This window comes from Rhizobium sp. ERR 1071 (genome assembly GCF_007828675.1).
Taxonomy (GTDB): Bacteria; Pseudomonadota; Alphaproteobacteria; order Rhizobiales; family Rhizobiaceae; genus Rhizobium; species Rhizobium dioscoreae.
Map to the genome: position 1 here is coordinate 84,328 of NZ_VITM01000007.1, position 26,974 is coordinate 111,301.

The following is a 26,974-nucleotide window of genomic DNA, read 5'->3' on the forward strand; positions in this document are numbered from 1 at the left end:
GGAAATCAATCGATCGGCCGCCGCCCGGAAAGCACGGCCTGGGCGATGGCGCTTGCGCTGGCGACATGATCCATCGCCGCCTGATAGGCGCCGTCGCCGTCGCCGCGCCTGATAGCATCGACGATACGCGCCATCTGCGCGGGTCCTTGAACATCGCGATCTTGCGTCTTGATCGTCATGGAGCGCAGGTGATTGATGCGCACGGTCAGAAGGTTGACGACGCCCCAGGCCACATGGCGGTCGACCATGCTGAACAGCGTCTGATAGAAGGACGATGTGTGGGCGAGCACGCCGGCCATGTCCTTCTCGCGGTAGCTATGCCTTATGTCCTCGAGCGACTTGTCCAGGGCATCCGCGATCGCGGGGTTGTTCTGCTCGGCGCAAAGCCGTGCCGCCATCCCTTCGAGCGCGGCGCGGATCTCGTAGATCTGCTTGGCTTCGTCATGATTGAGCTGCGCGACGATCGGCCCCTTGTTCGGAAGGTTGGCGACGAGGCCTTCGGATTCGAGATGGCGCAACACCTCTCGCACGATCGTGCGGCTGACGCCGAGCTGAGCGCAAAGATCGCGTTCGACCAGGCGGTCGCCCGGTCGGAAATAGCCGTTGATGATCGCCTCTCGCACCTTGTCGAGGGCGAGCTCCCGCAACGTCTTCGTCGGACGCTCCACGCGAATCGCGGCGCCATGCGCATCGTCATTCATTTCCAGACCCTCGATCTTCGGATACCATAATATGGCGTACCAAAATCATCCATTGTCGAAATGAAGTCAATGCGGGAGAGCGCCCGTCAGAGCAAGGCTTGCTCGTCAATGCCGAAATGCTCCTTCAACACCTTCCAACCTTTCGGCGTGACGTCAACGGCCCGGGACGAAGGCGCCCGCCGTATGCAACCCTTCGCCAAGAGGAACTTGGTCAAATGAACGCCAAGCGGTCCAGCAAGATGATGTTCTCTCTCCGTCCAATCGAGGCATTGCCGGGCAAGCCCATGGCGCGTGGGTCTGATGCTGGCCGTGTTCATGCCCATGCGGTCGAACCACTTCGCACCATCAGGCGTGAGTTCGAACCGCTTCTTTTCGGCCGCGACAAGGAACCCCTGCTCCACCAATCCATGGGTTAGGGCGATCCCAACGCGGCCGGCCAGATGATCATAGCAGCAACGCGCGAACCGAAGCTTCCGCGCATCCCGGGTCAACGGCTTTCTTCGCACGGATTGCGCCGGGCCGATGGAGGCGAGGGTCTCGAGCGCCAGCGCGACATGGGAACCGGCGAGACGGTAATATCGATGCCGCCCCGCGGCTTCCACGGCCAGCAGCTCGCCGGCCAATAATTTACCGAGATGCGAACTGGCTGTCTGTGCCGTCACGCCGGCCGCATGGGCGAGCTCGCCGGCTGGCCGCGCCCGGCCATCGAGGAGCGCCGACAATATGGCGGCCCGCGCGGGATCGGCAATCAGAAAGGCAACGGCTGCTATGTTCGGCTGGGTCGTCATGTCTAGGCCTCTCCACATCAGGCTGCATCATAACATCGAAATAGTTCGCATGCTTCGACCCATGTCGAAACATTGGGGCAGATCGCCGTCCTAGACTGACCGCTCAAGCAATTGCCGCGGAACCGACCCATGACAAAGACCATCCTCGCCTTTTTCACCGACACCCATCTCGGCCAGAAGCTGATCACCAAGACCGAAATCCCCGGCGACAAAATGGGCTATGAGAATACACCGCGACAGCACGAGCAGCATCTGCGCCTGGTCCTCAGCGATATCGCCCGCCGGGGTATTTCCAAGATCGTCTTCGGCGGCGATATCGGCACCGCGTGCTCGGTCGGCGGCTTTTTCGAGCATCTGCGCGCCCATGCCTTCGATGTGTCGCTCATTCTCGGCAATCACGATACCTACGGCGATGTCGCGCCGTACCACGACATGAGCGGCGCTACCGTGGCTGGGAAACTTTGCTACTCGCAGCAAGATCCGCATCTGAAACGGATTTTCCTCGATACGTCCGACAACGTCGTCGGCGACGGCCAGCGCGGGTGGCTCGCCCGCGAACTCGAAGGTGTGAGGCAGGCCGCGATCTTCCTGCATCATCCGATCCTGCCGCTCGACACGCCGATAGATCGAACCGGGGCAGCCCTGCGCGATCGGGACGAGGTCAGATCGCTTCTGATCGGCATGGATCGCCGGATATCCCTGTTCTGCGGTCACTACCACATGACCGACGAAGCCCGGGAGGCAAACATCACGCAATATGTCTCGCCAGCGGTCTCCTATCAGATCGTCAAGCAATCCGAACGTCTCACGGCCGATACGGGGACATTCGGCTATCGTATCCTGGAGATGGACGAAGAAGAGATCAAAACGCAGGTCGTCTTGTTTTCAAGGACCTAGCCTGCGCGGACGGCTCGCCGCGCCACTTCGTGGCAACAGGGGGAAAAGCATTTTCACTTCAGAGCGATGGCGCTATATCGTATCGAAGCGCCGCGGAATCGCCAGCCGGTTTGAAGGATATCACAATGAGCGTGCTTCTCTCTCCAGAACTCACGGTTTGTGGCATTGAGGAGTTGCCCGATCAATGCGCGCGAAACGTCACCCATGTGCTTTCCCTCCTCGATCCGGAATATCCCGAGCTCGATGTCTTCCACTCCTATGCCGAGCATCATCGCACGACGCTTCGTTTTCACGATATCATCGCGACGGCTCCGGGGCGGGTCATGCCCCGGCCGGAGCATGTCGAAGCCATCCTGAAATTCGGCTCCGAGTTTCAGGCGCGACAATATCCCGGGGCTTCGAGTCATCTGCTGGTGCATTGCCACATGGGCGTATCGCGGTCGACCGCCGCCATGCTGTCCTTGATGGCGCAAGCAAACCCTGATGAGCCCGGTGAGAGCCTGTTTGCTCGTCTGGTCGCCATCCGTCCGCAGGCCTGGCCGAACTCCCAGATGATCGGATTTGCCGACGAACAGCTCGGCCGAAAGGGCGATCTGACGGCCGCGCTTGCCCGCCATTACGGTCGCCAGATCAAGAGCCGGCCCGATTTCGTCGACTGGATGACGCATCTCGGACGTCAGGCAGAACTCAATATGGCGATCCCCGCGTAAGGATCGCCTCCCCCGCCTGAAGACCGACAGCCGGCACGATAGCCTCGTTACCCATCTTGACTAGCCCCCACTCAATGCGCGGGAGCCGGTTCTGGTTCTGTTTCCGGTGCATCCTTCTTGTGATGATCGGCGGCGAGCAGCATATAGACCGCGGGGACGACGAAGAGCGTGAACAGCGTTCCGATGGCAAGACCGGCAGCGATCACCAGGCCCATGTTGAAGCGGGCGACGGCTCCTGCTCCGGTCGCCAGGATCAGCGGCACGACGCCCAGAACCATGGCGCCCGTCGTCATCAGGATCGGCCGCAAGCGGATGCCGCAGGCACCTTCGATCGCCTCGCGCTTGGTCTTTCCCTCGGCCTGCAGCGTGTTTGCCACCTCGACGATCAGAATACCGTGCTTGCTGATCAGACCCATCAGCGTCACCAACCCGACCTGCGTATAGATGTTCATCGACGCGCCGCCGATGCCGAGGCTGATGAAGGCAAGCGCGCCCGCGATCGACATCGGCACCGACACGAGGATGATGAACGGGTCACGGAAGCTGTTGAACTGCGCCGAAAGCGCCAGGAACACGATGATCAGGGCGAGCGCGAATGTGGTCGCCATGCCGCTCGATTCCTGCACATATTGCCGCGACTGCCCGCCATAGTCGACCGAGTAGCCCTGCGGCAACGTCCGTGCCGCGATCGACTTCAATGTATTCAGCGCATCGCCGACGGCAACACCAGGCGCCGGCACGCCGGAGATCGTGGCCGAATTCAATTGCTGGAAATGCGCGACCGAGCGCGGCGTAGCCTGGAGTTTCGCCGTCGCGATCGCCGAAAGCGGGATCTTGTTACCGTTCACGTTCGCGATCGGATAGTTCATGATCTGATCGATGGTCTGGCGCGACCGTTGCTCGACCTGCGGGATGACCTGATACGAGCGGTTGTCGATACTGAAGTAGTTGACATAGCCGCCGCCCAGCATGGAGGCGAGCGCCGAACCGACATTGTTCATGGACAGGCCGAGGGCCGAGGCCTTGCTGCGATCGATCTGGATCGAATATTGCGGATTATCGACGTAAAGATCCTTCGTCAGGAAGATGAACTCGCCGGATTTCTGCGCTTCCTGCAGGAAGGCGGTGGATACCTCGTTGAGTTGCTCGAAGCCGCTGGTGCTGCCGATGGCGAACTGCACCGGCAGACCGCTGGCGCCGGGCAGCGGCGGTATCTGGAAGACCACGGACTGTCCGCCGGCGATCTTCGCCAGATCGGCCTGCACCAGTGGCTGCAGCTGGTCCGCCGTTCTCGTGCGCTGGTCCCAGGGCTTCAGCACCATGCCCTCGAAGGATGTGCCCGGCACCTCGACCTGCAAGGTCTTGTCGGTTTCGGGGAAGCTGCGGAAGATCTTGGTGACCTGGTTGGAATTCAGCAGCTTTTGCTGAAGCGTCGCGTTGGGAGGGTTCGTCACTTGCGCGGCCAGGAAGCCCTGGTCCTCGTTGGGAGCCAGCTCGGTCTTGGCGCTGGTATAGAGGAAATAGATGCTGCCAAGCACGATCACGGCGAAGACCAACGCCACCGGCACGGTGTTCAGGCTGCCGTGCAGCATGCGCACATAGGGCCGGTGGATTTCCGAAAAGCGGCGGTCGATGAAGTCGGAGATACGCTCTTCCCAGCCACTGCGGTCGGTCAAATGCGGCTTCAGGATGCGCGAGCACATCATTGGCGTCAGCGTCAGCGCGATGATCATCGACACGGTAACGGCGCCGACAAGCGTGAAGGCGAACTCCGTGAACAGCGCACCCGTCAGGCCGCCCTGGAAACCGATCGGAACGTAGACGGCGATCAGCACCACCGTCATGGCCAGGATCGGCCCGACGAGTTCATGCGCCGCGTCCAGCGCCGCCCTCATGGGCGTCGATCCCTCTTCGATGTGACGGTTGACATTCTCCACCACGATGATGGCATCGTCGACGACGAGCCCGATCGCCAGAACCAGGGCAAGCAGCGTCAGAAGATTGATCGAGAAGCCGAAGATCAGCATCATCGCGAAAGTGCCGACCAGCGACAGAGGTATGGCGACGACGGGAATGGCAACCGATCGCGGTGAACCGAGAAAGGCGAAGACCACGAAAATGACGATCACGAGAGCCTCGACCAGGCTCTTTACGACTTCATCGATGGAGGTGGTAACGAAAGTGCTGGAATCGTAGACGATGTAGCCTTCAAGCCCCTGCGGCAATTGCTGCTGTATACCTGGAAACACCGCGCGCACGCCGGCGATCACGTCGAGCAGGTTGGCTGTCGGGGCGATCTGGATGCCCATGAACACGCCGTCCTGCCCATCGAAGCCGATCTGGACGTCGGGATTCTGGGACCCGAGGGCAACGGTCGCGACATCCTTCAGCCGCACGATCGTGCTGCCGATCTGCTTGACCACCATTTCCTTGAATTCATCAACGGAATGCAGGTCGGTCTGCGCCGTCAGCACCGTCTGTGTCATCTGGCCGCGGGTGGTGCCGATGCCGGAGATATAGTTGTTGGCGCCAAGCGCGGTCCAGACATCGCCGGCCGACAAGCCATAGGCGGCAAGCTTGTCCGGCTGCAGCCAGGCTCTCAAGGCGAATGTTCGCGCGCCGAGGATTTCGGCCGTCTGAACGCCGTTGACCGCCTGCAATTTCGGCTGGACGACGCGCGTCAGATAGTCGGTGATCTGGTTGCTGGCCAGAACGTCGCTTCGGAAGCCGATATACATGGCGTCGATCGACTGGCCAATGGAGACCGTCATGATCGGCTGCTGCGTGCCCGTGGGCAATTGATTGAGAACGGAGGATACCTTGGCGTTGATTTCGGTCATCGCCGCATCGGCACTGTAGTTAAGCCGAAGGTTGACGGTGATCGTCGACGTGCCGCTCGTGCTCGTCGAGGTCATGTAATCGATGCCGTTGGCTTGGGCGATAGCGTTTTCGAGCGGTGTCGTGATGAAGCCGGCGATGACGTCGGGCGCCGCACCGGGATAGGTGGTCGTCACCGTGACGACGGCATTCTGGGTCTGCGGATATTGCCGCACGGTTAGCGAACGGAACGACTGGTAGCCGATCACGATAATCAACGCGCTGACCACCAGAGCAAGAACGGGGCGCTTGATGAAGATATCGGTGATATTCATCGCCACACCTCAGTTGGGATTTGCCGGGTTCGCGTTGGGATCGTTCGACGGCTGCACCTCGTTGTTGATGATGACAGGCGAGCCGTTATTCAGTTTCAGCTGGCCGGAGGTCACCACCACTTCGCCCGCGTTCAACCCTTTGGTCACCGAGATCTGGTCGCCCCGGGCCTGTCCCGTGCTGACGAACTTCTGATTGGCGACGAGCTGCGGCTTGCCATCCGCGCCGTTGCCCTTGTCGGTCACCACATAGACGACATTGCCGTAAGGGTTGATGGTGACGGCTGTCTGCGGCAGGGAGATGTATTCCTTCGGATCCCCGACCACCACAGTTATGTTGCCGAACATGCCGGGCAACAGCTTGCGATCGGGATTGGGGAAGGTTGCCCGGATGGTGATGTTACGGCTCTGGGTATCGACGAGTGGGCTGATCGCCGTGATCTTGCCGTCGAACGTCTGATTTCCATAGGCATCCACCGTCGCTGTCACCGCCTGTCCGACCTTCAGCTGCGACAGGGCCTGTTGCGGCATCGAAAAATCGAACTGGATCGGATCGAGCGACTGCAAGGTGACAACCGCGGTTCCTGCAGGCAGATACTGGCCGAGGCTGACCAGCCTGATGCCAAGGTGGCCATCGAAGGGAGCGCGGATCGAATATTGATCGATCAGCGCCTGCTGCGACGCGACCTGCGCCTGCGCCGCCTTCCAGTTCGCCAGATCGCTGTCGACCTGGCTTTGCGCGATGGTGTTCGCCTTGATCAGCTTGGAATCGCGCTCATAGGCGATCTGCGCATTCGTCATCGACGCCTTGTATTGTTCCAGCGTCGCGATCTGCTGATCGGCAAGCAGCTGCACGATGAGATCGCCCTTCTTGACGTCCTGACCATCCTCGAATCCGATCTTCTGGACAATGCCCTGGACCTGCGCCGAGAGATTGGCGCCTTCGACGGCATTGAAGCTGCCGATCGATTGCAGCGTCGTCTGCCACGGGCTCATAGCCGCCGTGATTGTCGAGACTGTCTGCGGTGGCGACTTGAGATTAGCCAGATAGGCCGCGATCATGCGGTTCTTGAATGCCTGGAAGCCGAAGATCCCGCCAAGGATCAGGCCTATGATGATCAGCATGATGATCATGCGTTTTATCATGAGTGTCAGCTCTACTCTTCGGGAACAGGACGGGAGGAATTCTGATGGCGTCGGCGTGACGGGATTTCACGGCAATCCTCCCGGAAACCCGCAGGCACCGAAGCAGTCGCAAGCACATGACAGCCCGAGGCCAATCTTTGCATCGGAAGCGACTTTTGTGGGGACTGGCAGGTTCGGTCAGCCAAATTCCTTGGCCAAGGCCTTCATTACGCGGTCGTGCAGGTCGCCCACTGAAGACAGCGGTGACCTTGCAATGATTCCAGCTGGCGGCGTTCCGTGCGGCCATCCTCTGTAAACCTCACCAGTCAACCGCCATTGGCCTGCCTCTGCATTCGATCAAGGATAAGTTGTTATTATCCGATCCACAACAGCCGATTTCATATGCCTGAGCGCATATTTAATGGAGTCTTGAATAAAAGCAATCATAGCCCCGCGCACGCCCCTCATCCCAGATCACCATGACTCGGCAACCTTGGGATGGGATGGGTGCTGGGCAAGCCGTTTCAGTCCTCAGCCACGCCGGGCCGCGTCGATCGCTGCCACATCGATCTTCTTCATGGTCATCATCGCATCGAAAGCGCGCTTCGCCTGATCGCCGCCCTCGCGAAGCGCCTCCATCAGAATACGCGGCGTGATCTGCCAGGAGACGCCCCATTTGTCCTTGCACCAGCCGCATTCGCTTTCCTGGCCACCATTGCCGACAATGGCGTTCCAATAGCGATCCGTCTCTGCCTGATCCTCGGTGTAGATCTGAAACGAAAAGGCTTCATTGTGCTTGAACACCGGGCCGCCATTCAGGCCGACGCAGGAGATACCGGCGACCGTGAATTCCACGACCAGCACGTCGCCCTGCTTGCCCTCCGGATAGTTTCCCGGCGCGCGGATCACGGCGCCCATGGCGCTATCTGGAAAAGTCTCGACATAAAACTTGGCGGCGGCCTCCGCGTCCTTGTCGTACCACAAGCAAATCGTATTCTTTGCCATTATTCCGGTCCTCCTGCTCTCCATTTCCCGATCATTGAAATAGGCACCCAATCGCATTTCTCCACCCTCTTCAATGCCATTTCGGCTGGGCAATGAGTGGTTTCCTGTCGTAGCCTCTACATCCGACGGGGCGGTTTGATGGCTCGGCCATGTCGGCCTGCCGTTCGCTTCGTGAAACATTCGCATATGAAAGGCGAAATCATATGAGGAACATCGGCTCGCAGATCGAAACGCCGCGGCTGCTGCTCCGCCCTTCGCTTCTGTCCGATACCGCCAACTTGTTCGAATTTCTCGGCGACCGCGAAGCCATGAGGCACACTCATGTGGACGCGACACCTGCCGCCTGCCGTCGCAGGGTCGCCGTTCATGAATGGCGGCGTCGACGCGACGGATATGCACCCTGGACGGTGATCAGAAAGGATGATGCAAAAATCATCGGCTGGGGCGGCCTATACGACGATCCGTTTGAACCAGGCTGGGGCTGCGAAATCGGATATTTCTTCCATCGGGATGCCTGGGGATGCGGATATGCATCGGAATTGGTCACGGCGGCGTTGCGGCTGGCGGACCGGGAACTGCGGATTCGAGAGGTCCGCGCCTTTGCCCATCCTGACAATACAGCCTCAAGGAAAATCCTGGAGATGGCAGGCTTCAGAATGGTTCGCTTCGTTCCAGAGATGAACCGCCTTCTCCTTTCCAGACCCAGACGCGAGGATGACACAGCCAACCGGAGCTGATGAAAAATACGTCTTCTGTCGGAAATGCATGGCGGGCAAAGTTTACAAATGCTCGCAGCGCAAAATAATATGACTTTTTTCCTCTTGTTTGTGACCGGGCGACGAGGCTATATCGCGCGGGCGCTTTCGTCCGATCGCGCTGACCATAGCCACCGGGATATATTCGTGACGATATTGAAATCAGTTTTGACCGTTTCAGCTCTTTGCGCGGCGCTCACCTTTGCCGCAACGGCAGCTTCCGCTGCCTCCACCAGCTATCCGCTGACCATCGACAATTGCGGCACCAAGGTCACGTTCCAGAAGGCTCCGGAACGCGCGATCGGGCTTGGACAGAACAGTGCCGAAATTCTTCTTTTGCTCGGCCTCGAAAACAAAATGGTCGGCACCGCCTTCTGGCCCAACAAGGTTCTGCCGCAGCTCGCGGAAGCCAATTCCAAGGTCAAGCTGCTGACGGTCGAATTCCCGACCTTTGAATCGATCCTCTCGGAAAATCCTGACTTCGTCACTGCCGCGCTGCCGACCCTGATGGGACCGAGCAGCAAGGTGGCAAAGCGCGAGGACTTCGAAAAGCTCAATATTCCCACCTATGTTTCCCCCAGCATCTGCCCGGCCCAGGGCGCCTCTCAGGATAAATACGGCAATGCCGCCCGCAGCCAGGTCTGGAACATGAGCACGCTCTACCAGGAAATCGACGAACTCTCGCAGATTTTCGATGTCCGCGACAAGGGCCAGGCGCTGATCGCGGATTTCAAAAAGCGGGAAGAGGCACTGCGCGCGAATGCGCCGAAGGATGGCAAGAAGCTCTCCTATGTCTTCTGGTTCTCCAGCCCGTCGCCATCCGCGGATGCCTATGTCGGCGGCAAAAACAGCCCCTCGGGTTATATCGCCGACCTGCTTGGCGGCCGCAATGCCATTACCACCGAAGCGGAGTGGCCGACGCTTGGCTGGGAGAGCATCATAGCCGCCAATCCGGACGTCATCGTCGTCGCCAGCCTCGACCGCAATCGCTGGGAGCTCGACAAGCCTGAAGCCAAGATCAAGTTCCTGACCACCGATCCCGCCGTCAGCCAGCTAGCCGCGGTCAAGAACAAGGCGATTGTCGTCATGGACGGCCAGGCCATGAATCCGACCATCCGGACGATCTATGGCGCCGAGCAGGTCGCCCAGCAGCTGAAGGCGCTTGGTCTTCTGAAGTGACCGACGTGTATCGAACCCTGAGGCAGCTCGCCATCATCGGCCTGCTGCTTTTTGCCTCTCTCGCGGCGATCAGCCTGACGATCGGCGTCAGCGTCGGTATCGGTGATCTGCCGATCCCGCTTTCGACGACCTTCCATGCCATCACCAACAGGCTGGGATGGACGGGGATCGAACTTAACCGCATCCACGAAACGGTGATCTGGGACTATCGCCTCAGCCGGGCGCTCGTGGCCGCTTTCTGTGGAGCGGGCCTGGCGCTCTCGGGCGCGATCATGCAGTCGCTCCTTCGCAACCCGCTTGCCGAACCCTATGTGCTCGGCATCTCGGCGGGCGCTTCGACCGGCGCGGTCGCGATCGTCATACTCAATATCGGCGCGGGCGCGGTTTCCCTTTCGGCTGGTGCCTTCGCCGGCGCGTTCGCGGCCTTCTTCTTCGTCGCTCTGCTTTCGAACGGCACGCGAGGCGGCGCCGACCGCACGATCCTTGCCGGTGTCGCCGCCTCCCAGCTGTTCAATGCTGCGACATCCTATATCGTGACGACGTCGGGAAACGCGCAGCAGGCACGGGATGTGATGTTCTGGCTGCTCGGCAGTTTCGGTGGTGTCCGCTGGCCGGAATTCATGCTGGTCGCGACCATTGTCGGTTTCGGCCTCGTGGCTTGCCTGCTCTATGCACGCGTGCTGGATGCGTTCGCCTTTGGCGACGAGGCCGCGTCGTCTCTCGGCGTCAATGTCGGGCGGGCGCGGATCTGGCTCTTCGCGCTGACCGCGATGATGACGGCAACGATCGTCAGCATGGTCGGATCGATCGGTTTTGTCGGTCTCGTCGTGCCGCATGCGGCCCGCTTCTTCGTCGGCCCGCTCCACATCCGGCTGCTGCCGGCCTGCGCCATTGTCGGAGCGATCTTCATGGTGCTGGCGGATATCGCCTCGCGCGCCCTCATCCCTCAGCAGGTTCTGCCGATCGGAGTGGTCACGGCGCTGGTGGGCGTTCCCTTCTTCTCTATCATTCTCTACCGGTTCCAGCGCGCATCATGAGCATCAAGGCCGACAACGTCATCTGGAAAATCGGCACAAAGACCGTACTCGACGGGGTCTCCTTCGAGGCGCCCGCGGGCAAGATGCTCGGCCTGCTTGGACCGAACGGCTCCGGCAAGACCTCGCTCCTGCGTCTGCTTGCCGGCTTGAAACGGCCGAATTCCGGTCGCATCACGCTCGAACAGAAGGATCTGCGACGGATGTCCCGCCGTTCGATCGCAAGGCGCATCGCCTTCGTCGAGCAGCACAGCACCACCAACGCCAATCTCAAGGTCATCGATGTCGTGAAGCTCGGCCGGTTTCCGCATCGCTCGATGTTTTCCGGCTGGACGTCGGCAGATGACGAGGCGGTCGAAGATGCTCTCGCACGCGCCGGCATGAGGGCGAAACGCAACGACCGATGGCAGAGCCTGTCGGGTGGCGAAAAGCAGCGCGCCCACATCGCACGCGCCTTGGCACAGGCGCCGAAGGAACTGATCCTCGACGAGCCGACCAACCACCTCGATATCCAGCATCAGATCAGCCTGATGCGGCTGGTCGCCGACCTGCCGGTCACCAGCATCATCGCTCTTCACGATCTCAATCATGCCGCCATGTTCTGCGATGAATTGATTGTCATGCAGCAAGGCAGGATAGTCGCCTCCGGCACCCCGGAATCCGTGCTGACCGAAGATCTGCTGAGAACCGTCTTTGCTGTCGAGGCAAGGATCGAAGCCTCTCCTCACCACTCCCGGCCGCATATTCACTATCTGCGATGAGATAATCCGGAACGCCCCTGATTGCCCTTGCCTCACCATGGAACCGAGCGCATCTTTCGCGATAAGCTCGGCGGGCTCGAGCGTTTCGAAGGGCATCGCAAGAAGATCGCCAGGCGCCGGTCCTGGACACGCGGCGGATGGGGGAACACATGACAGACAGGCTCAAGGGCAAGATCGCCATCATTTCGGGCGGCGCCACCGGCATGGGCGGTGCGGCCTCCCGCCTTTTCGCGGCCGAAGGCGCGAAGGTCGCGATCATCGACAGAAATGGCGATGCGGCGGCACAGACCGCGCGCGAAATCCGCGATGCCGGCGGCATCGCCGATCATTGGGTTGCCGATGTTTCGGATGAAGCGGCCGTCAATGCCGCGGTCAAGGACATCGAGGGCCGCTTTGGCGCCGTCACCGTACTGTTCAACCATGCCGGCACCATCGTCATCAAGCCATTCCTCGAAACGACGCTCGAGGAATGGGAGTGGCTGCACGGCGTCAACGTCCGTTCGATGTTCCTGGTGACCAAGGCGGTGCTGCCGGGCATGATCGCCGCCGGCGGCGGCTCCATCGTCTGCACCTCGTCGATCTCCGCCGTCGCGGCGACCCCGATGGAGGTGCTCTATGACACGACGAAGGGAGCGGTGCATATGTTCGCCCGCGCCATCGCCGTCGAATTCCGCGATCGCAATATCCGCTGCAACGCCGTCTGTCCCGGTTTCATCCGCACGCCGCACGGGCTGCGCGAGGTTGCGGAGCTGCAGGCTCTCGGCGTCGATGTCTCGGATGCGGTGATCGCGGCCCAGCAAGGGCGCATCGGCGAGCCCGAGGATGTGGCACGCGCCGCTCTCTATCTGGCCTCCGACGAGTCCAACTTCGTCAACGGCATCCACCTCTTCGTCGATAATGGCTTTACCGCCATCTGACAGAAAGGCACCCGCATGCGATCATGCGAGCAGATCGATATTTTTCAATAGGATATGACTGTCAATTTCATGACACCGATGGTAAGGGAGCTTTACGAATGACTTCACTGCCCCGGGTGTCCTTTGAGTACAGCTTGGCAACAGACCGGAATTGACGCGCCGCCGCTGACGGAGAGCGCGCGGGCGGTGCTGCGAACCATCGCGAGCAGCGGCCCCGCGACCAGACCGCAATTAAGCGCGGCGCTGATGTTTTCGAAACCCACCATGTCGGCGGCCGTTAGCGAACTTGAACGGCACGACCTGCTCGCGCCGGTCGGCATCAATCGCGGCTCGATCGGACGAACCTCCGTCACCTACGGTCTAGGGCCAAAGGCGGGCTTCGTCGTCGGCGTCGATTGCGGCACGACCCATATCAACGCCATTGCCCGCGGCCTCGACGGGACAACACTCGCGACCGTCGAAATGCCGCTTGTCGACAAATCCGCCGATGAACGGTTTCGTCTGATAGAAGATGTCGTCGCACGATTGCTTTCCCAGTTCGAAGCACGATCGACGCCGTTGCGCGCAATCGCGATCGCCCTGCCGAACATCATTTCCGCATCGCTGGAGAGAATGTCCGGCCGCGAAACCTTGATACCCGTTCTGGAACATTTGCAGGCCATCTACGCCGCGCCCGTATTGCTTGAAAACAACGTCAACTGCGCTGCCCTTGCCGAATATCACGAGGGATCGGCAAAACAGTATTCCTTCGCGATCTACATGCAGATCGGCGTGAAGACCGGCATGGGCATCGTGCTGGACGGCCGGCTTTTCCGGGGCTTCAAGGGTGGCGCCGGCGAAATCGGCCACCTGCCCTTTCCGTGGTCGCAACATGAGCGGCCGAAATGGCAGCAAGTGGAAACCTATATGGGATCCACGGCCCTTCTCGAGCGCGCGGCGCTAGATTGGCCCGAAAACGAAGGTGCGCCGCCGAAAAGCACCAGCGAGCTTTTTGCCCGCATGGAACAATCCCGCACGGCACGCGCCATTGTCGAGCAGCACGCCCGCGATGTCGGAAACCTGGCCGCCGCCTGCGTCAGCGTGCTCGATCCGCAACTGATCGTGCTTGGCGGTGGCGTCGGGCAGAACCCGCAATTGCTGCCGGGCGTGAGGGATGTGGTGAGGGAATTGTGCTGGCCTGTGGAAGTGGTCAATGGCCAGCTATCGAACCAGGCGACCGTTCTTGGCGCCGTGCGCCTCGCCATCGACTTCGCCATGGCGAGACTTTTAGGAGAGGAAGGCAAGGCCGCCTTCCTTTATCCGAATGCGCTGACCGTGGGTCGCATCAGCATCTGAGAGGTTCACATGTCGCGTTTGGTATCGGTCTGACGGTAGCGGAATTCGCAGACCGGCAGGCCGGCATCCTCCGAGAGCGTCGCGATCAGCAACTGCGCGGGAATTGCCTGCAGAATGGCATCGCCAATGCCTTCGGAGAAGGCCGGCACATGGATGACGACGAGATTGTCGGCATCCGCGATATCGGTCCGCGCGGTGACGAGGACGGAGGGAATGCCGAAGCCGGCGAGATCGCGCGCCAGCTTCACCTCGCGACCGTTGCCGAACAACAGCACGCCGCTATCCCTGTCGTTCGGCTCCATCGGCCCATGGAGAAAGTTCAGCGTATCCCAATCCTGGGCGGCGACGCGCGCGGCCTCGCGGATCAGGAGCGCGGCATAGCCGGCCGTGCCGAGTGCCGTGCCCGCACCAACGCAATCGATTGACGTCTTGCCGGCCAGCAACTTGGCTCCCTTGTCGGCCTGGGCGCGCGTTTCGGTTAATACGGCCTCGGCGCGACCTGAAAGCTCCCGCCAATTCGCGCCGGACGGGCGACCGGCCTTGTCGATGAGCAAGGCCGCGCTCAGAAGCGATCCGAGATAACTTGTCGTATTCGGACCGCTATCCGCGCCGCTCTCGGTTGCGATCATATGCTTCACGACCCGCGAAATCGGCGTGCAGTCCGCCTTGGCGATACCATAGGAATGGGCGTTGGGACGGAGCTCCATCGCGCGCGCCGGCTCTTCGCTGCGGCCGGAGGCGGAAAAAGCGATATAGGCCTCGCCGGCATCGACGGATGGGTCATGGAGATCGGTACCCGGCAGGGCGAAGGCGCGTAGGCCCTGAGCGCGCATCTGCGCGGCGGCGACGACGGCCGCATAGAGGCTGGCGCCGATCCCGACGAGGACCGTCGGTCCACGCCTTACCGGCTCCAGGTCGAGCGTTTCGAGCCGTTTGGAGACGGTATTGAAGCAGGTATTGAGGGCAGCGGGCTGCAATGCGATCGCTTCGCGGTAAGGCACTCTGTCTGTCATGATCATTCCCATTTCGTTACAAGGAATGGCGGCCGCGTAAGTAGCGGCCGCCTGAGGATTGGCCGATCTCAATCCAGCTTCATGTAGTCGGCGAAGCGCGCCGCATCGTTGATGGTGACCTTGTCGAGTTTGTTCTCGCCAAGGCCCCATTTCTCGAAGATCTTGGCATAGGAGCCGTCGTCGATCATCGACTGCATGGTGGCCGCCAGCGCATCGCGCAGCTTCGGATCATCCTTGCCGACGAGCATTGCCTGGTAGCCCACCGCATATTGGGCACCGGTCACGAGCTCCAGTTTCTTGTTACCCGCCGGCTGATGCTGGAGGCTGTAGGCCGCGACGCCCGTCGTATCCATGGAAAGATCGACGCGACCGCTCTGCAGCGCGATCTTGATCTGGTCGTTCGAGGGAAACTGCATGACGTTGAGCGGCTTATCGGCCGGGCAAAGCGTCTTCTGCTTGTCCAGGAGCTGAAGCGGGATCGAGCCTTGGACCGCGCCGGCATTGAGCCCACAGGCGTCCTTCAGCTTGTGCACGCCCTTCGGATTGCCCTCCAGCACGATGATGCTGGTGCCCTCGAGCATGTAGTTGACGACATCGACGATCTTCTCGCGCTCGGCAAAATCGCCGAAGGCGGACATGCCCATATCGAAACGGCCGGCCTGGATGCCGGGGATGATGCTGGCGAACTGCGCCGGCACGTCGGTAAACCTAACGCCGAGACGCGCGCCCATCTCGTCGCGAAGATCGCGTTCGAGGCCGATGATCGTCTTATTGTCCTCGCCGTAGAAATCGTAGGGCGGTGTCTGCGGTTCCGTCCCGACCTTGATCTCCCCCGAGGACTGGATCTTTTCGGGCAGCATGGCGTGCAGTTTCTGGTCGACGCCCGCGCCCCAGGCCGTGGAGCTCGCGAGCATGGTCGCCAAGGCGAAGGTGATTGTCAGCTTTGTCTTCCCTGTCATTGTCATTCCCCTTTTTGCTCGTGCACGTGAAGGACGTGCGGCCTTGTCGCGGTGCCTGCCAGTCAGTGCATCCGTCTCAAAAACGCCTGGGTTCTTTCCTGCCGCGGATTGTCGAGCACGTCGCGCGCCGACCCTTCCTCGACGACGACACCCTGATCCATGAATACGATACGGTCGGCGACGTCGCGAGCGAAGGAAAGCTCATGCGTCACCACGATCATCGTCATGCCGTCCGCCGCGAGCTTGCGCATCACGTTCAGCACCTCGCCGACGAGTTCGGGATCGAGCGCGGATGTCGGCTCGTCGAAAAGCATCAGCTTCGGGCTCATCGCCAATGCCCGGGCGATCGCCACGCGCTGCTGCTGGCCGCCGGAGAGCTGATAGGGATAGGCGCTGCCGCGGCCTTCGAGATCGACCATCTTCAAGAGCTCCCGCGCCCGGGCCAGAGCCTCCTCGCGCGACTTGCCGCGATTGAGCATCGGCGGCTGCGAAATGTTCGTCAGCACGTCCTGGTGAGCGAAAAGATTGAAGCGCTGAAACACCATGCCGATGTCGCGCCGCTGCACGGCCAGCTCCTTGCCGCTCATCTCGTGCAGGGCATCGCCGCGCTCGTGATAGCCGATCAACTGGCCGTCGACGAGAATGCGGCCCGCCGTCATTCGCTCCAGGTGGTTGATGCATCTGAGGAAGGTCGATTTCCCGCTTCCCGAGGGACCGAGCAGGCAGACGACCTCGCCCTTGTCGACGGAGAGATTGATGCCCTTCAGCACTTCGAGCGAACCGAAGGATTTGTGGACGTCGATCGCCTGGACGAGGGCCCTTGCCGAGGACGATGTTGCAGGAGCACTCATCCGTTTCTCCCTTCCGCGCCCATGAGGCGCAGGGCGCCTTGCAGGAGGCCAGGCGCCTGGTTCGTGGATTTTCCAAGCCGGCTCTCGATGACGAGCTGGATGGCGGAGGCGATCGTGGTCATCACGAGGTACCAGATGCTGGCAACGATCAGCAGTTCGATGATCAGGAAGTTCCTGGCATAGATGTTCTGCGCGCGCGTCAGCAGGTCCTGGGCCGCAACGACGGAGACGAGTGAGGTCGTCTTCAGCATCGAGATCGTTTGGTTGCCGATCGGAGGGATGATGACGCGAAGCGCCTGGGGAAAGATGATGCGCAGCATCGATTGGGCGGGCGTATAACCGAGCGCCTTGCCGGCCTCATGCTGGCCGCTATCGACGGCGAGCAGTCCGCCGCGAATGATCTCCGCCATATAGGCCGCCTCATTGAGGCTGAGGGCAAGAAGCGCCGCGACGAAAGCCGTGACGATCGAGTTGGTGTCGATATGAATCGATCCGACATCGATACTCGGTATGAAGAGCTGGATGTTGAACCAGAAGATGATCTGAACCAGCAGCGGCGTGCCGCGGAAGAACCAGATATAGAGGCTCGCGAAACCGGACAGCACCGGATTGGACGCGAGCCGCATCGTGGCAAGGATGGCGCCGGCAACGATGCTGATGATCATCGACAAGACGGTGAACAGGATGGTCAGCTTGACCCCATCCAGGATCGTCTCGTCGAAGATATATTGCGGTATGGCCGACCAGGCGATGTGACGGCTGGTGGCGACCATGAACGCCAGCAATACGACGACAGCGATCAGCACGACCGCGATCAATCTCTGCCCCCAGTTTCGTGCGGGAATGATCTTCCGGGAGGTCATGCGGCTCTCCAATCATCAGCGGTTTTCAGCTCGCCGTCGAGATGCGGCGGCGGCAAGGTGGCCGGCAGGTCACCACGACTGAGCTTGCGGGCGAGCACCAATGCCCCCGCCACCGGCGGCTCGTCGAGAAGGGTCAGCGTCAGATCGGGCAAGCGGTCACTGAGGGCGGTCTTGAAGGCCGCCAGAAGCCGCGGCTGACGGGCAATGACGCCGCCGCCGGTAACGACATCGCCACGCGGCGCGCCACGTTCCAGCAATTGCGCGGTGAGCTTGGCAAGGGAGGCACCCGCCTCCGTGATGACCTTGTTGGCATATCGCGAACCGGCATCCGCCGCCTCGAATACGAGCGGCGCGAAGCGGCCTATGCCGGCTGCCGATCCGATCTCGCCCAACGCCCGCCCGATCTCTATCGGCGACGATATCGCAAGGGCCTCGATGAGGCTGCGACCAAGGAGATCAAGCGGTTGGCCCTGGTCTAGCGCAAATCGGATAGTCCGGGCCGCTTCCCGCACAAGACCGCTCGCGCTTCCTTCGTCGCCCAGATACCACCCCCACCCGCCGGATGCGATCATCCTGCGCGCGGCATCGCGCGAGACCGCAATTGAACCGGTGCCGCTGATGACGGAAATGCCAGTCGACTTGCCCGCCGCCGGCAGCAACAGCTCGGAGTCGTTGAGGACCAGCACGGCGCCGGGCAAGTGCCGGGCGAGCCTTGCTTGCAGCCCAAGCCGATCCTCGTCGCTGTCGCAGCCATGCGCGCCGACGACCGTGATCTTTGGGATGGCTCCGGTCGTCGCCACAAGCAGCGAAACGAGGGCCCGCGCATCCGCATCATGATCGACGCGAGCGCGCCATTCAGCCGTGTGGACGACTCTTTCGCCAACGGTTTCGCCATTCATCTCGGCGATGAGCTGCGTTTTGGTTCCACCAATATCAATTCCAGCAATCATGCGTCCCGATCCATTTGTTAGGTAACTTACCTAATTATAAGAGACGCGCAAGCACTATTTCGCGGTTCGTCAGATCGGTGGATGATCCCGAGGTCGAATTGACGCGTGGCCTGAGCGATCGCGGTGGGCCGCCGAATTCAGATGGGGCACAACCGGTCAGCCCCGGACCTCATCGACGGGACGTGACAACCATGATTGGGTATGGGGTCAAATGGCGACTGCGTATGACGCCTGCTCGGCCTGAAGATATGCGAGCATGCGCGCAATCCCCTCCTCCAGACCGACCGTGGGGGTCAGTCCGTAGGAGCGTTGCAGGGCCGTGTCGCCGCAACGGTAAAAGACACCTTCCGGATGATTCGATCGCCCGCTGACAGCCGGCTGCCAGCCGATCCGCCGACTGATCGTCTCGGCGAGTTCGATGAAGGAAGTCGCGGTGCCGGTCGATAGATTGAGGCTTGCCCCGTCTGGAAGCAACTCCCTGGTCCGCCAGATGAAGTCGATGCAGTCCGAGATGTGGATAAAATCCCGGCACTGACGGCCCGAGCCCCAGACGAAGACCTCGGGAGCGCCCTTTTCCGCAAGCAAGCGGCGGCAGATCGCCGGGAAAGGATAGGCAAGATCCTGATCCTCGCCATAGCCGCTGAACGGCCTGTAGGCGATGGCCCGCCGGCCGTAGCGTTCGACATAGAGTTTCATCAGATATTCGCCGGTCAATTTTGCCCAGCCATAGCTGAGATCGGGGACACCGACGGCGGCGTCGAAATTGATCATCTCCTCCGACAGCAGCCGATGATTGGCGACGGTCTGTAGCGACACCGGATAGGCCGCGCTGGAGCTGAAAAATATGACCGAACCGGGTTTGGCGCGCGATGCCCATTGCCACAGTTCCGCATCGACCGCCAGATCCTCGGCGACGTCGAGCGCGCGCGTCTCGAGCGTCAAGCGACCGCCGACGAGCGCGGCCAGATGGAAGACATAGTCGAAATGCTCGGGAGGCCGTGCGAAGAACGTCCGGCAATCCTCTTCGCAAAAGGTGAAGCGGGAACGCCGAAGCCGCTGCCACAGTTCCGGATGCAGCGCGCCCGTTCCCGCGACCAGGGAATCGACGCAGACGACATCCAAGCCCTCGGCAAGAAGCCGCCGGACAAGATGCCGGCCCACGAAACCGCAACCACCAGTCACCAATGCGCGTGCCATCGTCTCCCCCAACCACTATGCGGAAAAATCGCCCCGTCCCAGATAGATATCCACCATGCGGCGCCCCCATTCCGCCCTGTTCGGCGCGATGCGGCGGCCAAGGGCCAATGCCCCTTCGCTCAGCCGCCGCATCAATCGGTCGTCATCCGTCGCCATCAATTTCTCGGCCAGCGAATCCGCATCGCCGCTATCGAAAACCAGGCCGGCGCCATTCTCCTCGACCTCCGCCGCGATCAACGCATTGCTGCTGACGATGACCGGGATGCCGGACATCAATGCTTCGGCGGCGACCAGGCCGTAAGGCTCCGGCATGCGCGACGGCATGACGAAAACGCGCGCTGTGCCAGCGATCTCGCTCACCTCTTCGTCGCTTAGCCAGCCAGGCACATGGCAATGCGGCAACAGCCGCCGCATCTCGGCTAGCAATGGCCCACGCCCGATCAGCGTTGCCGTCCTGCCCGTCTTGTTGAGCGCGTCCGCCAGTGTCTGAACCCCTTTTTCCCAGCACATGCGACCGAGGAAAACAGTGCGGCGGTTGCGCCACGCCTCGACGGGCGCCGGCGTCAATGGCTGCGTCGGCGTGCGCAGCGTCGTGAAATGCCGGAAGGGGCCAGTGCGTAGAAATGCCTCCATGCTCTCATGCGCCAGGACGATGCCCACCTGGCTCCAGAACCTCTCGCCGACCCCCTGCTGTGTCAGGGTGCGGCGGAAGCGCCAAAGCTTATGGAGATAACTGCGCTTGTCGCAATTGGTCGTCAGACAGGCGAGAGATAGCGGCTTGATGTCGCAAACCTCGCCGCTGCGGAAATTGATAAGGCCGCCATTCGGGCAGGTCAGGAAGAAATCATGCGCCGTGACGATGACTTTGACCCGATGCCTGGCAAGCGCATAGAAAATCGAGGGCGAGAGGATCTGCGACCAGCCATGTACATGGACAACGGTTTCCTCATCCGATTCCCGAAGCAGGCCCTCCATCGCCTCATAGGCCCGCCGATTGTAGTTCTTCGCGAGGATATCGACGGTCGCCGGGCCTTCCCGAAGGGCGCGCTCGCCCAGCGCGACCGTGCGGATATCGGCAAAGCGCGGCTTGAGGCCCTCACCATCATCACCGACCAGCATGGCGCATGTCAGCCCGGCATCCCTGCTTGCCTCGAGACATTGCAGCGCCACCTTGGTCGCGCCACCGCGAACGATCGAAACATCATTGACAAGTATGAGACGCATGAGACCAGCAACTCGCCTATGGCATTAACCCGACGCGGCGAAAGAAACCGTCCTCTTACGTTTCGCGCCCGATACATAAAGCGCCCTAACGCAGCGCTTTTTCAATTCATCCATTCGCACGAGAGCATCCCGCTTTCAGGTTGAATCCACAGGATCTCTTCGATGCATGAGAGGGAAATGCCGGTAGCGCATGCTTACCAAGCCATGTGCTCCAACTTGCTGCTTTTGCAATTGCCAGGACGCTCTATTCAAAACCGGAGCATTAGCGCGCGATTTGGTCCGGCGACTGGACGGGAATGTGAAACGGCGGGAAGTGTTTGAGATTGGCTGTGATCACGACGAGCCTATGAACACTTGCCGTTCCCGCGATGACGGCATCCGCCGCGCCTGGATCATGCCCGGCGATGACCGCCTTCGCCTCGAGCCTCCCGGATTCAAGCGCGACATCCTTCGACGGGCAGGATGGGATCACCATACCCGGCAATTAGCCCTTGTAGCCAGGCGTGAATCCCCGCTGCCCTTGTCTTCGCACCTTTTGCTTCCATTGACCGAATGCCCTTTTCGATCTCGTGGATAGTCAACGCGGAAAGATAGGTCGCGTGCCGCCGATCCTGTTCAATCACCCATTCGGCAGAAGATTTCCATGCACTTGCCATGGACGGGGCGAACATGGAGATCGCGTTGATCTCGAGAAGAAGGCTCACAAATCGACCTCGCGAGAGGGAGCGGGATTTCTTGAGAAAACATCGTCGGTAGGATCGAGATCAGCCGGAAAGGTCTTCAGATATTGCACAAGGCTCGGCCGACCGCTCCGGATCACCTTTCTTGCCGCCTCAGCCGCCCTCACACTGACGACGACGGCCGCGGCGCGCCCGCGACGTGTAATCGTCACGAACTCACCGGCCGCGGCCTGATCGATGACACGGGAAAATGACGCCTTGGCATCCTTTAAGCTGATCGTTTTCATGGCGAATCCCTAAAAGAGGTCACTTATGGCCTCTTCTTGGAGCGCATTCGTGCGAAATCAAGGCACGCAATAGCGATTGCAGTGAAGTCCGTTGGCTGCCTTGGACATACTGCCGCTCTCAGCCCCTCGCCTTCTTCACGGCGATCTCCATTTCCTTGAATGGCCGGCGGAAGGTCGGCACGCGCTCCGCGACCTCGGGGAATGCGCCGAACGGCCTGTGCGGCTCGGCCTGATACCAGAAGGCGACCGAGGAAATATCGTCGGAGCGGCGGTTGGCATGGCCGTGCTCGATGGTCACGCGGATGTGCTTTTGAAAGATCGCCGGATCTTCGATATGCCAACGGTAGAGCGTCACCGGCTCGGTCCAGTTTGGACCGCCGGCGGCGATGATGCCATGATAAGGCGCGCTGTATTCCTGGGTCGGGCACCATGCCGTATTGAAATAATCCTCCGTGCCGGTGCCGTGCAGTGTCGGCGGCCAGGCGTCGTTGGCACCGGATGCGGATTCATCTCGCGGTTCGATCAGCCCTGCCTTCGGCCCGATGCGCGGATCGGGCTTGCGCACCGTGTCCGGCACCGAGAGCCCCTGTTCGCCATCGATGAAGATCATGTCATCGCCTTCGCCGTACCAGTCCCACACCTCGGAGCGGCGGCGCGAATAAACATTGTAGAGAACGCCGACATAGTGACCGCGACCTTCGGCCTCGAGGATCGTGTAGTTTTCCTTGCCGTCGGCGTTCTCGCCGCCGAAGAGATACTCCTCGTTGGTGAGGCCAGCGTCGCTCATGCCCTGCGGCTGAGACTGGCGATATTGCGCGTGGAAGCGTCCCATGTCCTCCTCTAGCGTCTGATGAAGCTCGAGATCGACATAATAGTAGAATAGCAGGTCGTGTTCGGCCTCGTTCGTCACCGTGAGCTTCATGTGCGAGCCGAAGGGCATGGGGAAGTAGCAGTTGAATGCCTTGCCGTCTTCGGGACTCGCCTGCATCGGCAGGCTGGCGTAATTCGCCGTGCGGCCATGACCCATGCCGAAGAAATCGCCGATCGGTGCCTCGATGCTCGGCGCCGTCTCGCCATCCCAGTAGGCGCGAAGTACGATCTTGCGCAGGAAATTCTCGCTCTCGCAGGCAAGCGTCGCCCAGATATGGGTGATGATGCCGGCGCCCGAGTGCTCGGCGATCACCTCCGTCTTTCCCGGCTCGATATGGAAGCGGTCGTCGTTGCCGCCGGTGCGGTCGTAGCTCGAAAAGCGGCGCGTCCTTGCTTCGCGCAGTTTAGCCAGCCCACGCAAGGGTGAAAGGCCGAGATTGCTCATAGATGTCTCCTGTCTTGAGGAAAACGGCTATTTCAGGCCGCTGGTCTTCAGCGAGTCCATGATCTGCCGCTGGAAAATCACGAAGAGGACGAGAGTGGGGATGGCGACGATGGTGGAGGCCGCCATCATGTAGTTCCAGGAAGCCGAATACTGGCTCTTGAAGTTGGCGATGCCGACCTGCACCATCCAGAGGTTCGGATTGGAGGTGATCGTCAACGGCCAGAGGAAGGAATTCCAGTTGGCGAGGAAGAACAGGATAGCGAGCGCCGACATGATCGGCCGGCTCAATGGCAGGATTACGCTCCAATAGATCCGCCAGTAACCCGCGCCGTCGATCACCGCCGCCTCCTCGATCTCGCGCGGCAATGAAAGATAGTACTGCCGCAGCAGGAAGATGCCGAAGGCGTTGAAGATCGCGGGAATGATGAGCCCCGCGTAGGAATTGATCATGCCCATCGCCTTGACGATGATGAAGAGCGGTACGATCACCACCGGCAGCGAGACGAGAAAGGTCGAGAAGATTGCCAGGAATATGATCTCACGGCCTGGAAAGCGCAGGCGCGCGAGCGCATAGCCAGCCATGGTGTGGAAGAACAGCGCGACCATCGTCACCGTCGCCGACACAAGGAAGCTGTTGAGCATGTAGCGAATGAAGGGCACGCCCGTCAGCACATAGATGAAATTGTCGAGCGTCGGCGCTTCCGGTATCAGCGATGAGGAGAAGGATTCGGCTGCCGGCTTGAAGGCGATCGAGACCATCCAGAGCAGCGGAAACAGCGTCATCAGCGCCAGGATGGCAGCGATCAGCATCCATAGGCAGCGCACCAGCGTTACCTGCGATCGCGCGAGATAGGCGTTGGAGGCATCAGAAGGCATGATCGAAACGTCCTCCGCGCGTGGCAGCGAAGAAAATGGCTGTCACGGCCATGAGCGCGATGACCAAGATCGAGGACATCGCGGCCGCATAGCCGAAGGCGCCGAAAGAAAAGGCTTGCTGATAGATGTAGACGATCAGCACCGCCGTCGAATTGGCCGGGCCGCCCTTGGTCATGACGTAGATGATGTCGAAGGCCTGGGCACCGGCAACGGCGGCAACCATCGACACCATGAGAACGAAGAAACTCGTCGGCTTCAAGAGCGGCAGCGTGATATATCGGAAACGCTTGACCGGACCGGCGCCATCAATCATCGCCGCCTCGTAATACTCCTTCGGTATGTCCTGCAGGCCACCTAGGAAGATCAGCATATAGAAGCCCATCAGGAACCAGACGCTGACAAGCACGACGGTGATCAATGCGAAATTCGGATCGCCGAGAAATGAAATAGCGGGAAGACCGAGGTTCGCCATGGTCTGACCAACGACGCCGATCTTGTCGATCACCATGAATTGCCAGACAAGGGCGACGACCACGAGGCTCACCATGTTTGGCGCGAAGAACATCGACCGCATGACGGCATTGAAACGGTTGGTCTGCTGCACGAGAAGCGCCAGCCCCAGACCGGTCACGTAAAGCGAGGGCACGAGCATGACGGCATAAAGCGCCGTCACCCTCGCTCCCTTCCAAAACAGGGGGTCGTGCCACATGCGGATGTAGTTCTTGGCGCCGACGAAATTGTAGCCACCGAAGCCGTTGACTTCATAGACGCTCAGGGCGAGCGACAGAAGCATCGGCACGCCGAGAAACAGAAAGAGGCCGAGGGCGTCGGGCAATACGAAGAGGTAGCCCGCGATCCACTCGCGATGCCGGGCGGAAAGGCCTTTGCGCCTGCCATTCGCATGGCTTGTCGTCGCATCTGCAATTGTCGTCATGATCTCGTCCCATAAGGAGAGACGGCCGCCTGAGCGGATTGCCGCGGCGGCCGACGTTTCTTTTTAAAGGATCGGCGCGCCGCTATAGGAACCAAGGAACGCGTCGAGCTGCTGCGAGGCCGAGGTTGCCGTCGCTTGAGGATCGGCGCCGCCGAGCTGCGTCTGCTGGATCGCATCGGAAATGATCTTGTAGACCTCCGGCGGCACGCGCGGTTCGGCACGCGCGCCCGGATAGACATCGGAGGCGAATTTGCCGATCATGCCGGTCTTGAAGGCATCACCGCCGGCGGCAAGAGCGCTTTCGCGCGGTGGCATGTCCGACTTGCCCTTGGTGCACCAATCGGCGACGCGCTGAACGGAGCCTTTATCCTTGGAGGCCAGCGCCCAGGCACAGAACTGTGCCGCCGCATCCGGATTCTTGCTCTTGGCGTTGGCGACGAAGGCCCAGCCGCCGCCGACGGTCACATATTTGCCGTTTGGCGGTGTCGGCAGGCGGAAGACGCCATATTTGAAATCCTTGGCGTTGCTCTGCAATTGCGAGATGCCCCAGATGCCGACATTCTGGATGGCGCAATAGCCCGAGGCGAGGTTGGCGACGGTGTCATTGGCGCCGCTGCCCATCACCTGGCGCGGAGCCGCCCCCGAGTTGACGGCATCCTGCCAGAACTTCAGAGCCTGCACGGTGGCGGGAGAATCGAAGGCGCTCTTGCCGTCCTTGCCCTGGAATTCGCCGCCTCCCTGCCAGAGGAAGGGATACCAGGTAAAGTTCTGATAGTAGCCCGGCTGGGTCTCGAAGAGCACGCCGAAACGCTTCGGCGTCGTCAGCTTCTTGGCAAGCTCAAGCAGATCGTCCCAGGTCTTCGGAACGTCGTTTTCGTTGAGCTTCGCCTCTTCGAAAGCCTTGACCGAATAGTACATCGCCATCGGCTCGACTTCCATCGGAATACCGTAGATCTTGCCATCGACCATGCGGTTGGCGATCACGCTTTCGGGAAAATCCTCCTTGGCATCGATATGGGGCGTCAGGTCCTGCAGGACGCCACCATTGTAATAACGCAGGAAATCGCCCGGCGAGATCAGGAAGATGTCCGGCCCCTCGCCAGAGGCGAATGCGGTCGCGAGCTTCGGTCCATTGATGTATTCCGCGTTCGGCACATATTCGAGTTCAACCTTTTGCGGATGGCTGTCGTTCCAGGCCGCAACCGCTTTCTCGAACCAGTCGATCTGGCTCTGGACCGGGCCGCCCGGCGCGTAGAACTGCCAGAACTTCAACGGCGCGCCTTGCGCACGGACGGCCATGCGCGAAATGTAGGGAAAACCGCTCAACCCGGCAGCCGCGCCGGCGGCGAGGATCGCGCCGCTCTTGAGCACGCCGCGACGGGTGGCGGGGGCGATGAACTTATCCTTACCAGTCATGACTTCCTCCCATTTTGCGTTACCGTCACCACTCTCCTCCCGGGTGACGGAGC

The 26,974-nt window shown here is 60.8% G+C and carries 26 protein-coding genes; 8 read left to right on the top strand and 18 right to left on the bottom strand.

The window, feature by feature from the left end:
- Positions 1 to 5 precede the first annotated feature (5 nt).
- Both FBZ99_RS22995 and FBZ99_RS23000 read right to left on the bottom strand, forming a co-directional pair.
- Entirely contained in the window at positions 6 to 701 is a 696-nt protein-coding gene (locus FBZ99_RS22995) for a GntR family transcriptional regulator (protein WP_113420118.1), read from the bottom strand.
- An 86-nt stretch (positions 702 to 787) separates the two neighbouring features.
- Positions 788 to 1,489, bottom strand: coding sequence for an ArsR/SmtB family transcription factor (locus FBZ99_RS23000; RefSeq protein WP_145635007.1), 702 nt, complete (start codon positions 1,487 to 1,489; stop codon positions 788 to 790).
- A gap of 129 nt (positions 1,490 to 1,618) precedes the next feature.
- Here FBZ99_RS23000 and FBZ99_RS23005 point away from each other — a divergent pair, with 129 nt between their 5' ends.
- Positions 1,619 to 2,386 carry a metallophosphoesterase family protein gene (locus tag FBZ99_RS23005; protein ID WP_145635010.1) on the top strand — a complete coding sequence of 256 codons (768 nt, stop codon included), beginning with the start codon at positions 1,619 to 1,621 and terminating at the stop codon, positions 2,384 to 2,386.
- A 125-nt stretch (positions 2,387 to 2,511) separates the two neighbouring features.
- Entirely contained in the window at positions 2,512 to 3,096 is a 585-nt protein-coding gene (locus FBZ99_RS23010; RefSeq protein ID WP_145635013.1) for a tyrosine phosphatase family protein, read from the top strand.
- A 71-nt stretch (positions 3,097 to 3,167) separates the two neighbouring features.
- On the opposite strand, the gene FBZ99_RS23015 is transcribed toward FBZ99_RS23010, so the two are convergent.
- The 3 genes from FBZ99_RS23015 to FBZ99_RS23025 form a co-directional block, all read right to left on the bottom strand.
- Positions 3,168 to 6,248, bottom strand: a complete 3,081-nt coding sequence (locus tag FBZ99_RS23015; RefSeq protein ID WP_145635015.1) for an efflux RND transporter permease subunit — start codon at positions 6,246 to 6,248, stop codon at positions 3,168 to 3,170.
- Positions 6,249 to 6,257: 9 nt separating this feature from the next.
- Positions 6,258 to 7,379 carry an efflux RND transporter periplasmic adaptor subunit gene (locus tag FBZ99_RS23020; RefSeq protein ID WP_233788749.1) on the bottom strand — a complete coding sequence of 374 codons (1,122 nt, stop codon included), beginning with the start codon at positions 7,377 to 7,379 and terminating at the stop codon, positions 6,258 to 6,260.
- 522 nt (positions 7,380 to 7,901) lie between these two features.
- Positions 7,902 to 8,375, bottom strand: a complete 474-nt coding sequence (locus FBZ99_RS23025) for a VOC family protein (protein WP_145635017.1) — start codon at positions 8,373 to 8,375, stop codon at positions 7,902 to 7,904.
- A 203-nt stretch (positions 8,376 to 8,578) separates the two neighbouring features.
- On the opposite strand from FBZ99_RS23025, the gene FBZ99_RS23030 reads away from it, so the two are divergent.
- From FBZ99_RS23030 to FBZ99_RS23055, 6 genes are all read left to right on the top strand, one after another.
- Complete coding sequence (locus tag FBZ99_RS23030) at positions 8,579 to 9,112, top strand: GNAT family N-acetyltransferase (RefSeq protein WP_113390893.1); 534 nt, start codon at positions 8,579 to 8,581, stop codon at positions 9,110 to 9,112.
- Between the two features lie 165 nt (positions 9,113 to 9,277).
- Positions 9,278 to 10,309, top strand: a complete 1,032-nt coding sequence (locus tag FBZ99_RS23035) for an ABC transporter substrate-binding protein (protein WP_442966503.1) — start codon at positions 9,278 to 9,280, stop codon at positions 10,307 to 10,309.
- A complete protein-coding gene (locus FBZ99_RS23040) occupies positions 10,306 to 11,346 on the top strand; it encodes a FecCD family ABC transporter permease (RefSeq protein ID WP_113390891.1) in 1,041 nt (346 codons plus the stop codon). The genes FBZ99_RS23035 and FBZ99_RS23040 overlap by 4 nt, the downstream gene beginning before the upstream one ends.
- Positions 11,343 to 12,104, top strand: coding sequence for an ABC transporter ATP-binding protein (locus FBZ99_RS23045; RefSeq protein ID WP_145635021.1), 762 nt, complete (start codon positions 11,343 to 11,345; stop codon positions 12,102 to 12,104). Before FBZ99_RS23040 ends, FBZ99_RS23045 begins: the two co-directional genes overlap by 4 nt.
- 149 nt (positions 12,105 to 12,253) lie before the next feature.
- Complete coding sequence (locus tag FBZ99_RS23050; protein ID WP_113354650.1) at positions 12,254 to 13,021, top strand: SDR family NAD(P)-dependent oxidoreductase; 768 nt, start codon at positions 12,254 to 12,256, stop codon at positions 13,019 to 13,021.
- A gap of 246 nt (positions 13,022 to 13,267) precedes the next feature.
- Positions 13,268 to 14,356 (top strand): ROK family protein, encoded by a 1,089-nt coding sequence (locus FBZ99_RS23055; protein ID WP_145635025.1) that lies wholly within the window; start codon positions 13,268 to 13,270, stop codon positions 14,354 to 14,356.
- Between the two features lie 5 nt (positions 14,357 to 14,361).
- On the opposite strand, the gene FBZ99_RS23060 is transcribed toward FBZ99_RS23055, so the two are convergent.
- The 13 genes from FBZ99_RS23060 to FBZ99_RS23120 all read right to left on the bottom strand — a co-directional run bounded on the left by FBZ99_RS23060 (position 14,362) and on the right by FBZ99_RS23120 (position 26,921).
- A complete protein-coding gene (locus tag FBZ99_RS23060; protein WP_145635027.1) occupies positions 14,362 to 15,369 on the bottom strand; it encodes an SIS domain-containing protein in 1,008 nt (335 codons plus the stop codon).
- Positions 15,370 to 15,437: 68 nt separating this feature from the next.
- Positions 15,438 to 16,328, bottom strand: a complete 891-nt coding sequence (locus FBZ99_RS23065; RefSeq protein WP_113390920.1) for an ABC transporter substrate-binding protein — start codon at positions 16,326 to 16,328, stop codon at positions 15,438 to 15,440.
- Between the two features lie 62 nt (positions 16,329 to 16,390).
- Positions 16,391 to 17,179 (bottom strand): amino acid ABC transporter ATP-binding protein, encoded by a 789-nt coding sequence (locus FBZ99_RS23070; protein ID WP_145635029.1) that lies wholly within the window; start codon positions 17,177 to 17,179, stop codon positions 16,391 to 16,393.
- Positions 17,176 to 18,042 carry an amino acid ABC transporter permease gene (locus FBZ99_RS23075; protein ID WP_145635031.1) on the bottom strand — a complete coding sequence of 289 codons (867 nt, stop codon included), beginning with the start codon at positions 18,040 to 18,042 and terminating at the stop codon, positions 17,176 to 17,178. Before FBZ99_RS23075 ends, FBZ99_RS23070 begins: the two co-directional genes overlap by 4 nt.
- The gene (locus tag FBZ99_RS23080) at positions 18,039 to 18,992 is read right to left on the bottom strand and encodes an N-acetylglucosamine kinase (RefSeq protein ID WP_113354646.1); all 954 of its coding nucleotides are present in this window, start codon (positions 18,990 to 18,992) and stop codon (positions 18,039 to 18,041) included. Before FBZ99_RS23080 ends, FBZ99_RS23075 begins: the two co-directional genes overlap by 4 nt.
- A gap of 207 nt (positions 18,993 to 19,199) precedes the next feature.
- The gene (locus tag FBZ99_RS23085; protein WP_145635033.1) at positions 19,200 to 20,189 is read right to left on the bottom strand and encodes an NAD-dependent epimerase/dehydratase family protein; all 990 of its coding nucleotides are present in this window, start codon (positions 20,187 to 20,189) and stop codon (positions 19,200 to 19,202) included.
- Positions 20,190 to 20,204: 15 nt separating this feature from the next.
- Positions 20,205 to 21,413, bottom strand: a complete 1,209-nt coding sequence (locus tag FBZ99_RS23090) for a glycosyltransferase family 4 protein (RefSeq protein ID WP_145635035.1) — start codon at positions 21,411 to 21,413, stop codon at positions 20,205 to 20,207.
- 434 nt (positions 21,414 to 21,847) lie between these two features.
- Positions 21,848 to 22,117, bottom strand: coding sequence for a hypothetical protein (locus tag FBZ99_RS33595; RefSeq protein WP_246661178.1), 270 nt, complete (start codon positions 22,115 to 22,117; stop codon positions 21,848 to 21,850).
- The gene (locus tag FBZ99_RS23100) at positions 22,114 to 22,380 is read right to left on the bottom strand and encodes a type II toxin-antitoxin system Phd/YefM family antitoxin (RefSeq protein ID WP_113354643.1); all 267 of its coding nucleotides are present in this window, start codon (positions 22,378 to 22,380) and stop codon (positions 22,114 to 22,116) included. The genes FBZ99_RS33595 and FBZ99_RS23100 overlap by 4 nt, the downstream gene beginning before the upstream one ends.
- 118 nt (positions 22,381 to 22,498) lie before the next feature.
- Positions 22,499 to 23,695 (bottom strand): glycoside hydrolase family 172 protein, encoded by a 1,197-nt coding sequence (locus tag FBZ99_RS23105; RefSeq protein WP_113354642.1) that lies wholly within the window; start codon positions 23,693 to 23,695, stop codon positions 22,499 to 22,501.
- Positions 23,696 to 23,722: 27 nt separating this feature from the next.
- Entirely contained in the window at positions 23,723 to 24,571 is an 849-nt protein-coding gene (locus FBZ99_RS23110) for a carbohydrate ABC transporter permease (protein WP_145635038.1), read from the bottom strand.
- Positions 24,561 to 25,505 carry a carbohydrate ABC transporter permease gene (locus FBZ99_RS23115; protein WP_145635039.1) on the bottom strand — a complete coding sequence of 315 codons (945 nt, stop codon included), beginning with the start codon at positions 25,503 to 25,505 and terminating at the stop codon, positions 24,561 to 24,563. Before FBZ99_RS23115 ends, FBZ99_RS23110 begins: the two co-directional genes overlap by 11 nt.
- 63 nt (positions 25,506 to 25,568) lie before the next feature.
- Positions 25,569 to 26,921 (bottom strand): ABC transporter substrate-binding protein, encoded by a 1,353-nt coding sequence (locus FBZ99_RS23120; RefSeq protein ID WP_145323587.1) that lies wholly within the window; start codon positions 26,919 to 26,921, stop codon positions 25,569 to 25,571.
- Positions 26,922 to 26,974: the final 53 nt, after the last annotated feature.

Coding starts and splice junctions, on each gene's coding strand:
- FBZ99_RS23030 (WP_113390893.1), top strand. CDS start 8,579: ATGAGGAACATCGGCTCGCAGATCGAAACGCCGCGGCTGCTGCTCCGC.
- FBZ99_RS23060 (WP_145635027.1), bottom strand. CDS start 15,369: ATGACAGACAGAGTGCCTTACCGCGAAGCGATCGCATTGCAGCCCGCT.
- FBZ99_RS23010 (WP_145635013.1), top strand. CDS start 2,512: ATGAGCGTGCTTCTCTCTCCAGAACTCACGGTTTGTGGCATTGAGGAG.
- FBZ99_RS23105 (WP_113354642.1), bottom strand. CDS start 23,695: ATGAGCAATCTCGGCCTTTCACCCTTGCGTGGGCTGGCTAAACTGCGC.
- FBZ99_RS23000 (WP_145635007.1), bottom strand. CDS start 1,489: ATGACGACCCAGCCGAACATAGCAGCCGTTGCCTTTCTGATTGCCGAT.
- FBZ99_RS23070 (WP_145635029.1), bottom strand. CDS start 17,179: ATGAGTGCTCCTGCAACATCGTCCTCGGCAAGGGCCCTCGTCCAGGCG.
- FBZ99_RS23115 (WP_145635039.1), bottom strand. CDS start 25,505: ATGACGACAATTGCAGATGCGACGACAAGCCATGCGAATGGCAGGCGC.
- FBZ99_RS23080 (WP_113354646.1), bottom strand. CDS start 18,992: ATGATTGCTGGAATTGATATTGGTGGAACCAAAACGCAGCTCATCGCC.
- FBZ99_RS23090 (WP_145635035.1), bottom strand. CDS start 21,413: ATGCGTCTCATACTTGTCAATGATGTTTCGATCGTTCGCGGTGGCGCG.
- FBZ99_RS23110 (WP_145635038.1), bottom strand. CDS start 24,571: ATGCCTTCTGATGCCTCCAACGCCTATCTCGCGCGATCGCAGGTAACG.
- FBZ99_RS23005 (WP_145635010.1), top strand. CDS start 1,619: ATGACAAAGACCATCCTCGCCTTTTTCACCGACACCCATCTCGGCCAG.
- FBZ99_RS23025 (WP_145635017.1), bottom strand. CDS start 8,375: ATGGCAAAGAATACGATTTGCTTGTGGTACGACAAGGACGCGGAGGCC.
- FBZ99_RS23120 (WP_145323587.1), bottom strand. CDS start 26,921: ATGACTGGTAAGGATAAGTTCATCGCCCCCGCCACCCGTCGCGGCGTG.
- FBZ99_RS23100 (WP_113354643.1), bottom strand. CDS start 22,380: ATGAAAACGATCAGCTTAAAGGATGCCAAGGCGTCATTTTCCCGTGTC.
- FBZ99_RS23045 (WP_145635021.1), top strand. CDS start 11,343: ATGAGCATCAAGGCCGACAACGTCATCTGGAAAATCGGCACAAAGACC.
- FBZ99_RS23065 (WP_113390920.1), bottom strand. CDS start 16,328: ATGACAGGGAAGACAAAGCTGACAATCACCTTCGCCTTGGCGACCATG.
- FBZ99_RS23020 (WP_233788749.1), bottom strand. CDS start 7,379: ATGATCATCATGCTGATCATCATAGGCCTGATCCTTGGCGGGATCTTC.
- FBZ99_RS23050 (WP_113354650.1), top strand. CDS start 12,254: ATGACAGACAGGCTCAAGGGCAAGATCGCCATCATTTCGGGCGGCGCC.
- FBZ99_RS23055 (WP_145635025.1), top strand. CDS start 13,268: ATGTTTTCGAAACCCACCATGTCGGCGGCCGTTAGCGAACTTGAACGG.
- FBZ99_RS23015 (WP_145635015.1), bottom strand. CDS start 6,248: ATGAATATCACCGATATCTTCATCAAGCGCCCCGTTCTTGCTCTGGTG.
- FBZ99_RS23075 (WP_145635031.1), bottom strand. CDS start 18,042: ATGACCTCCCGGAAGATCATTCCCGCACGAAACTGGGGGCAGAGATTG.
- FBZ99_RS22995 (WP_113420118.1), bottom strand. CDS start 701: ATGAATGACGATGCGCATGGCGCCGCGATTCGCGTGGAGCGTCCGACG.
- FBZ99_RS23085 (WP_145635033.1), bottom strand. CDS start 20,189: ATGGCACGCGCATTGGTGACTGGTGGTTGCGGTTTCGTGGGCCGGCAT.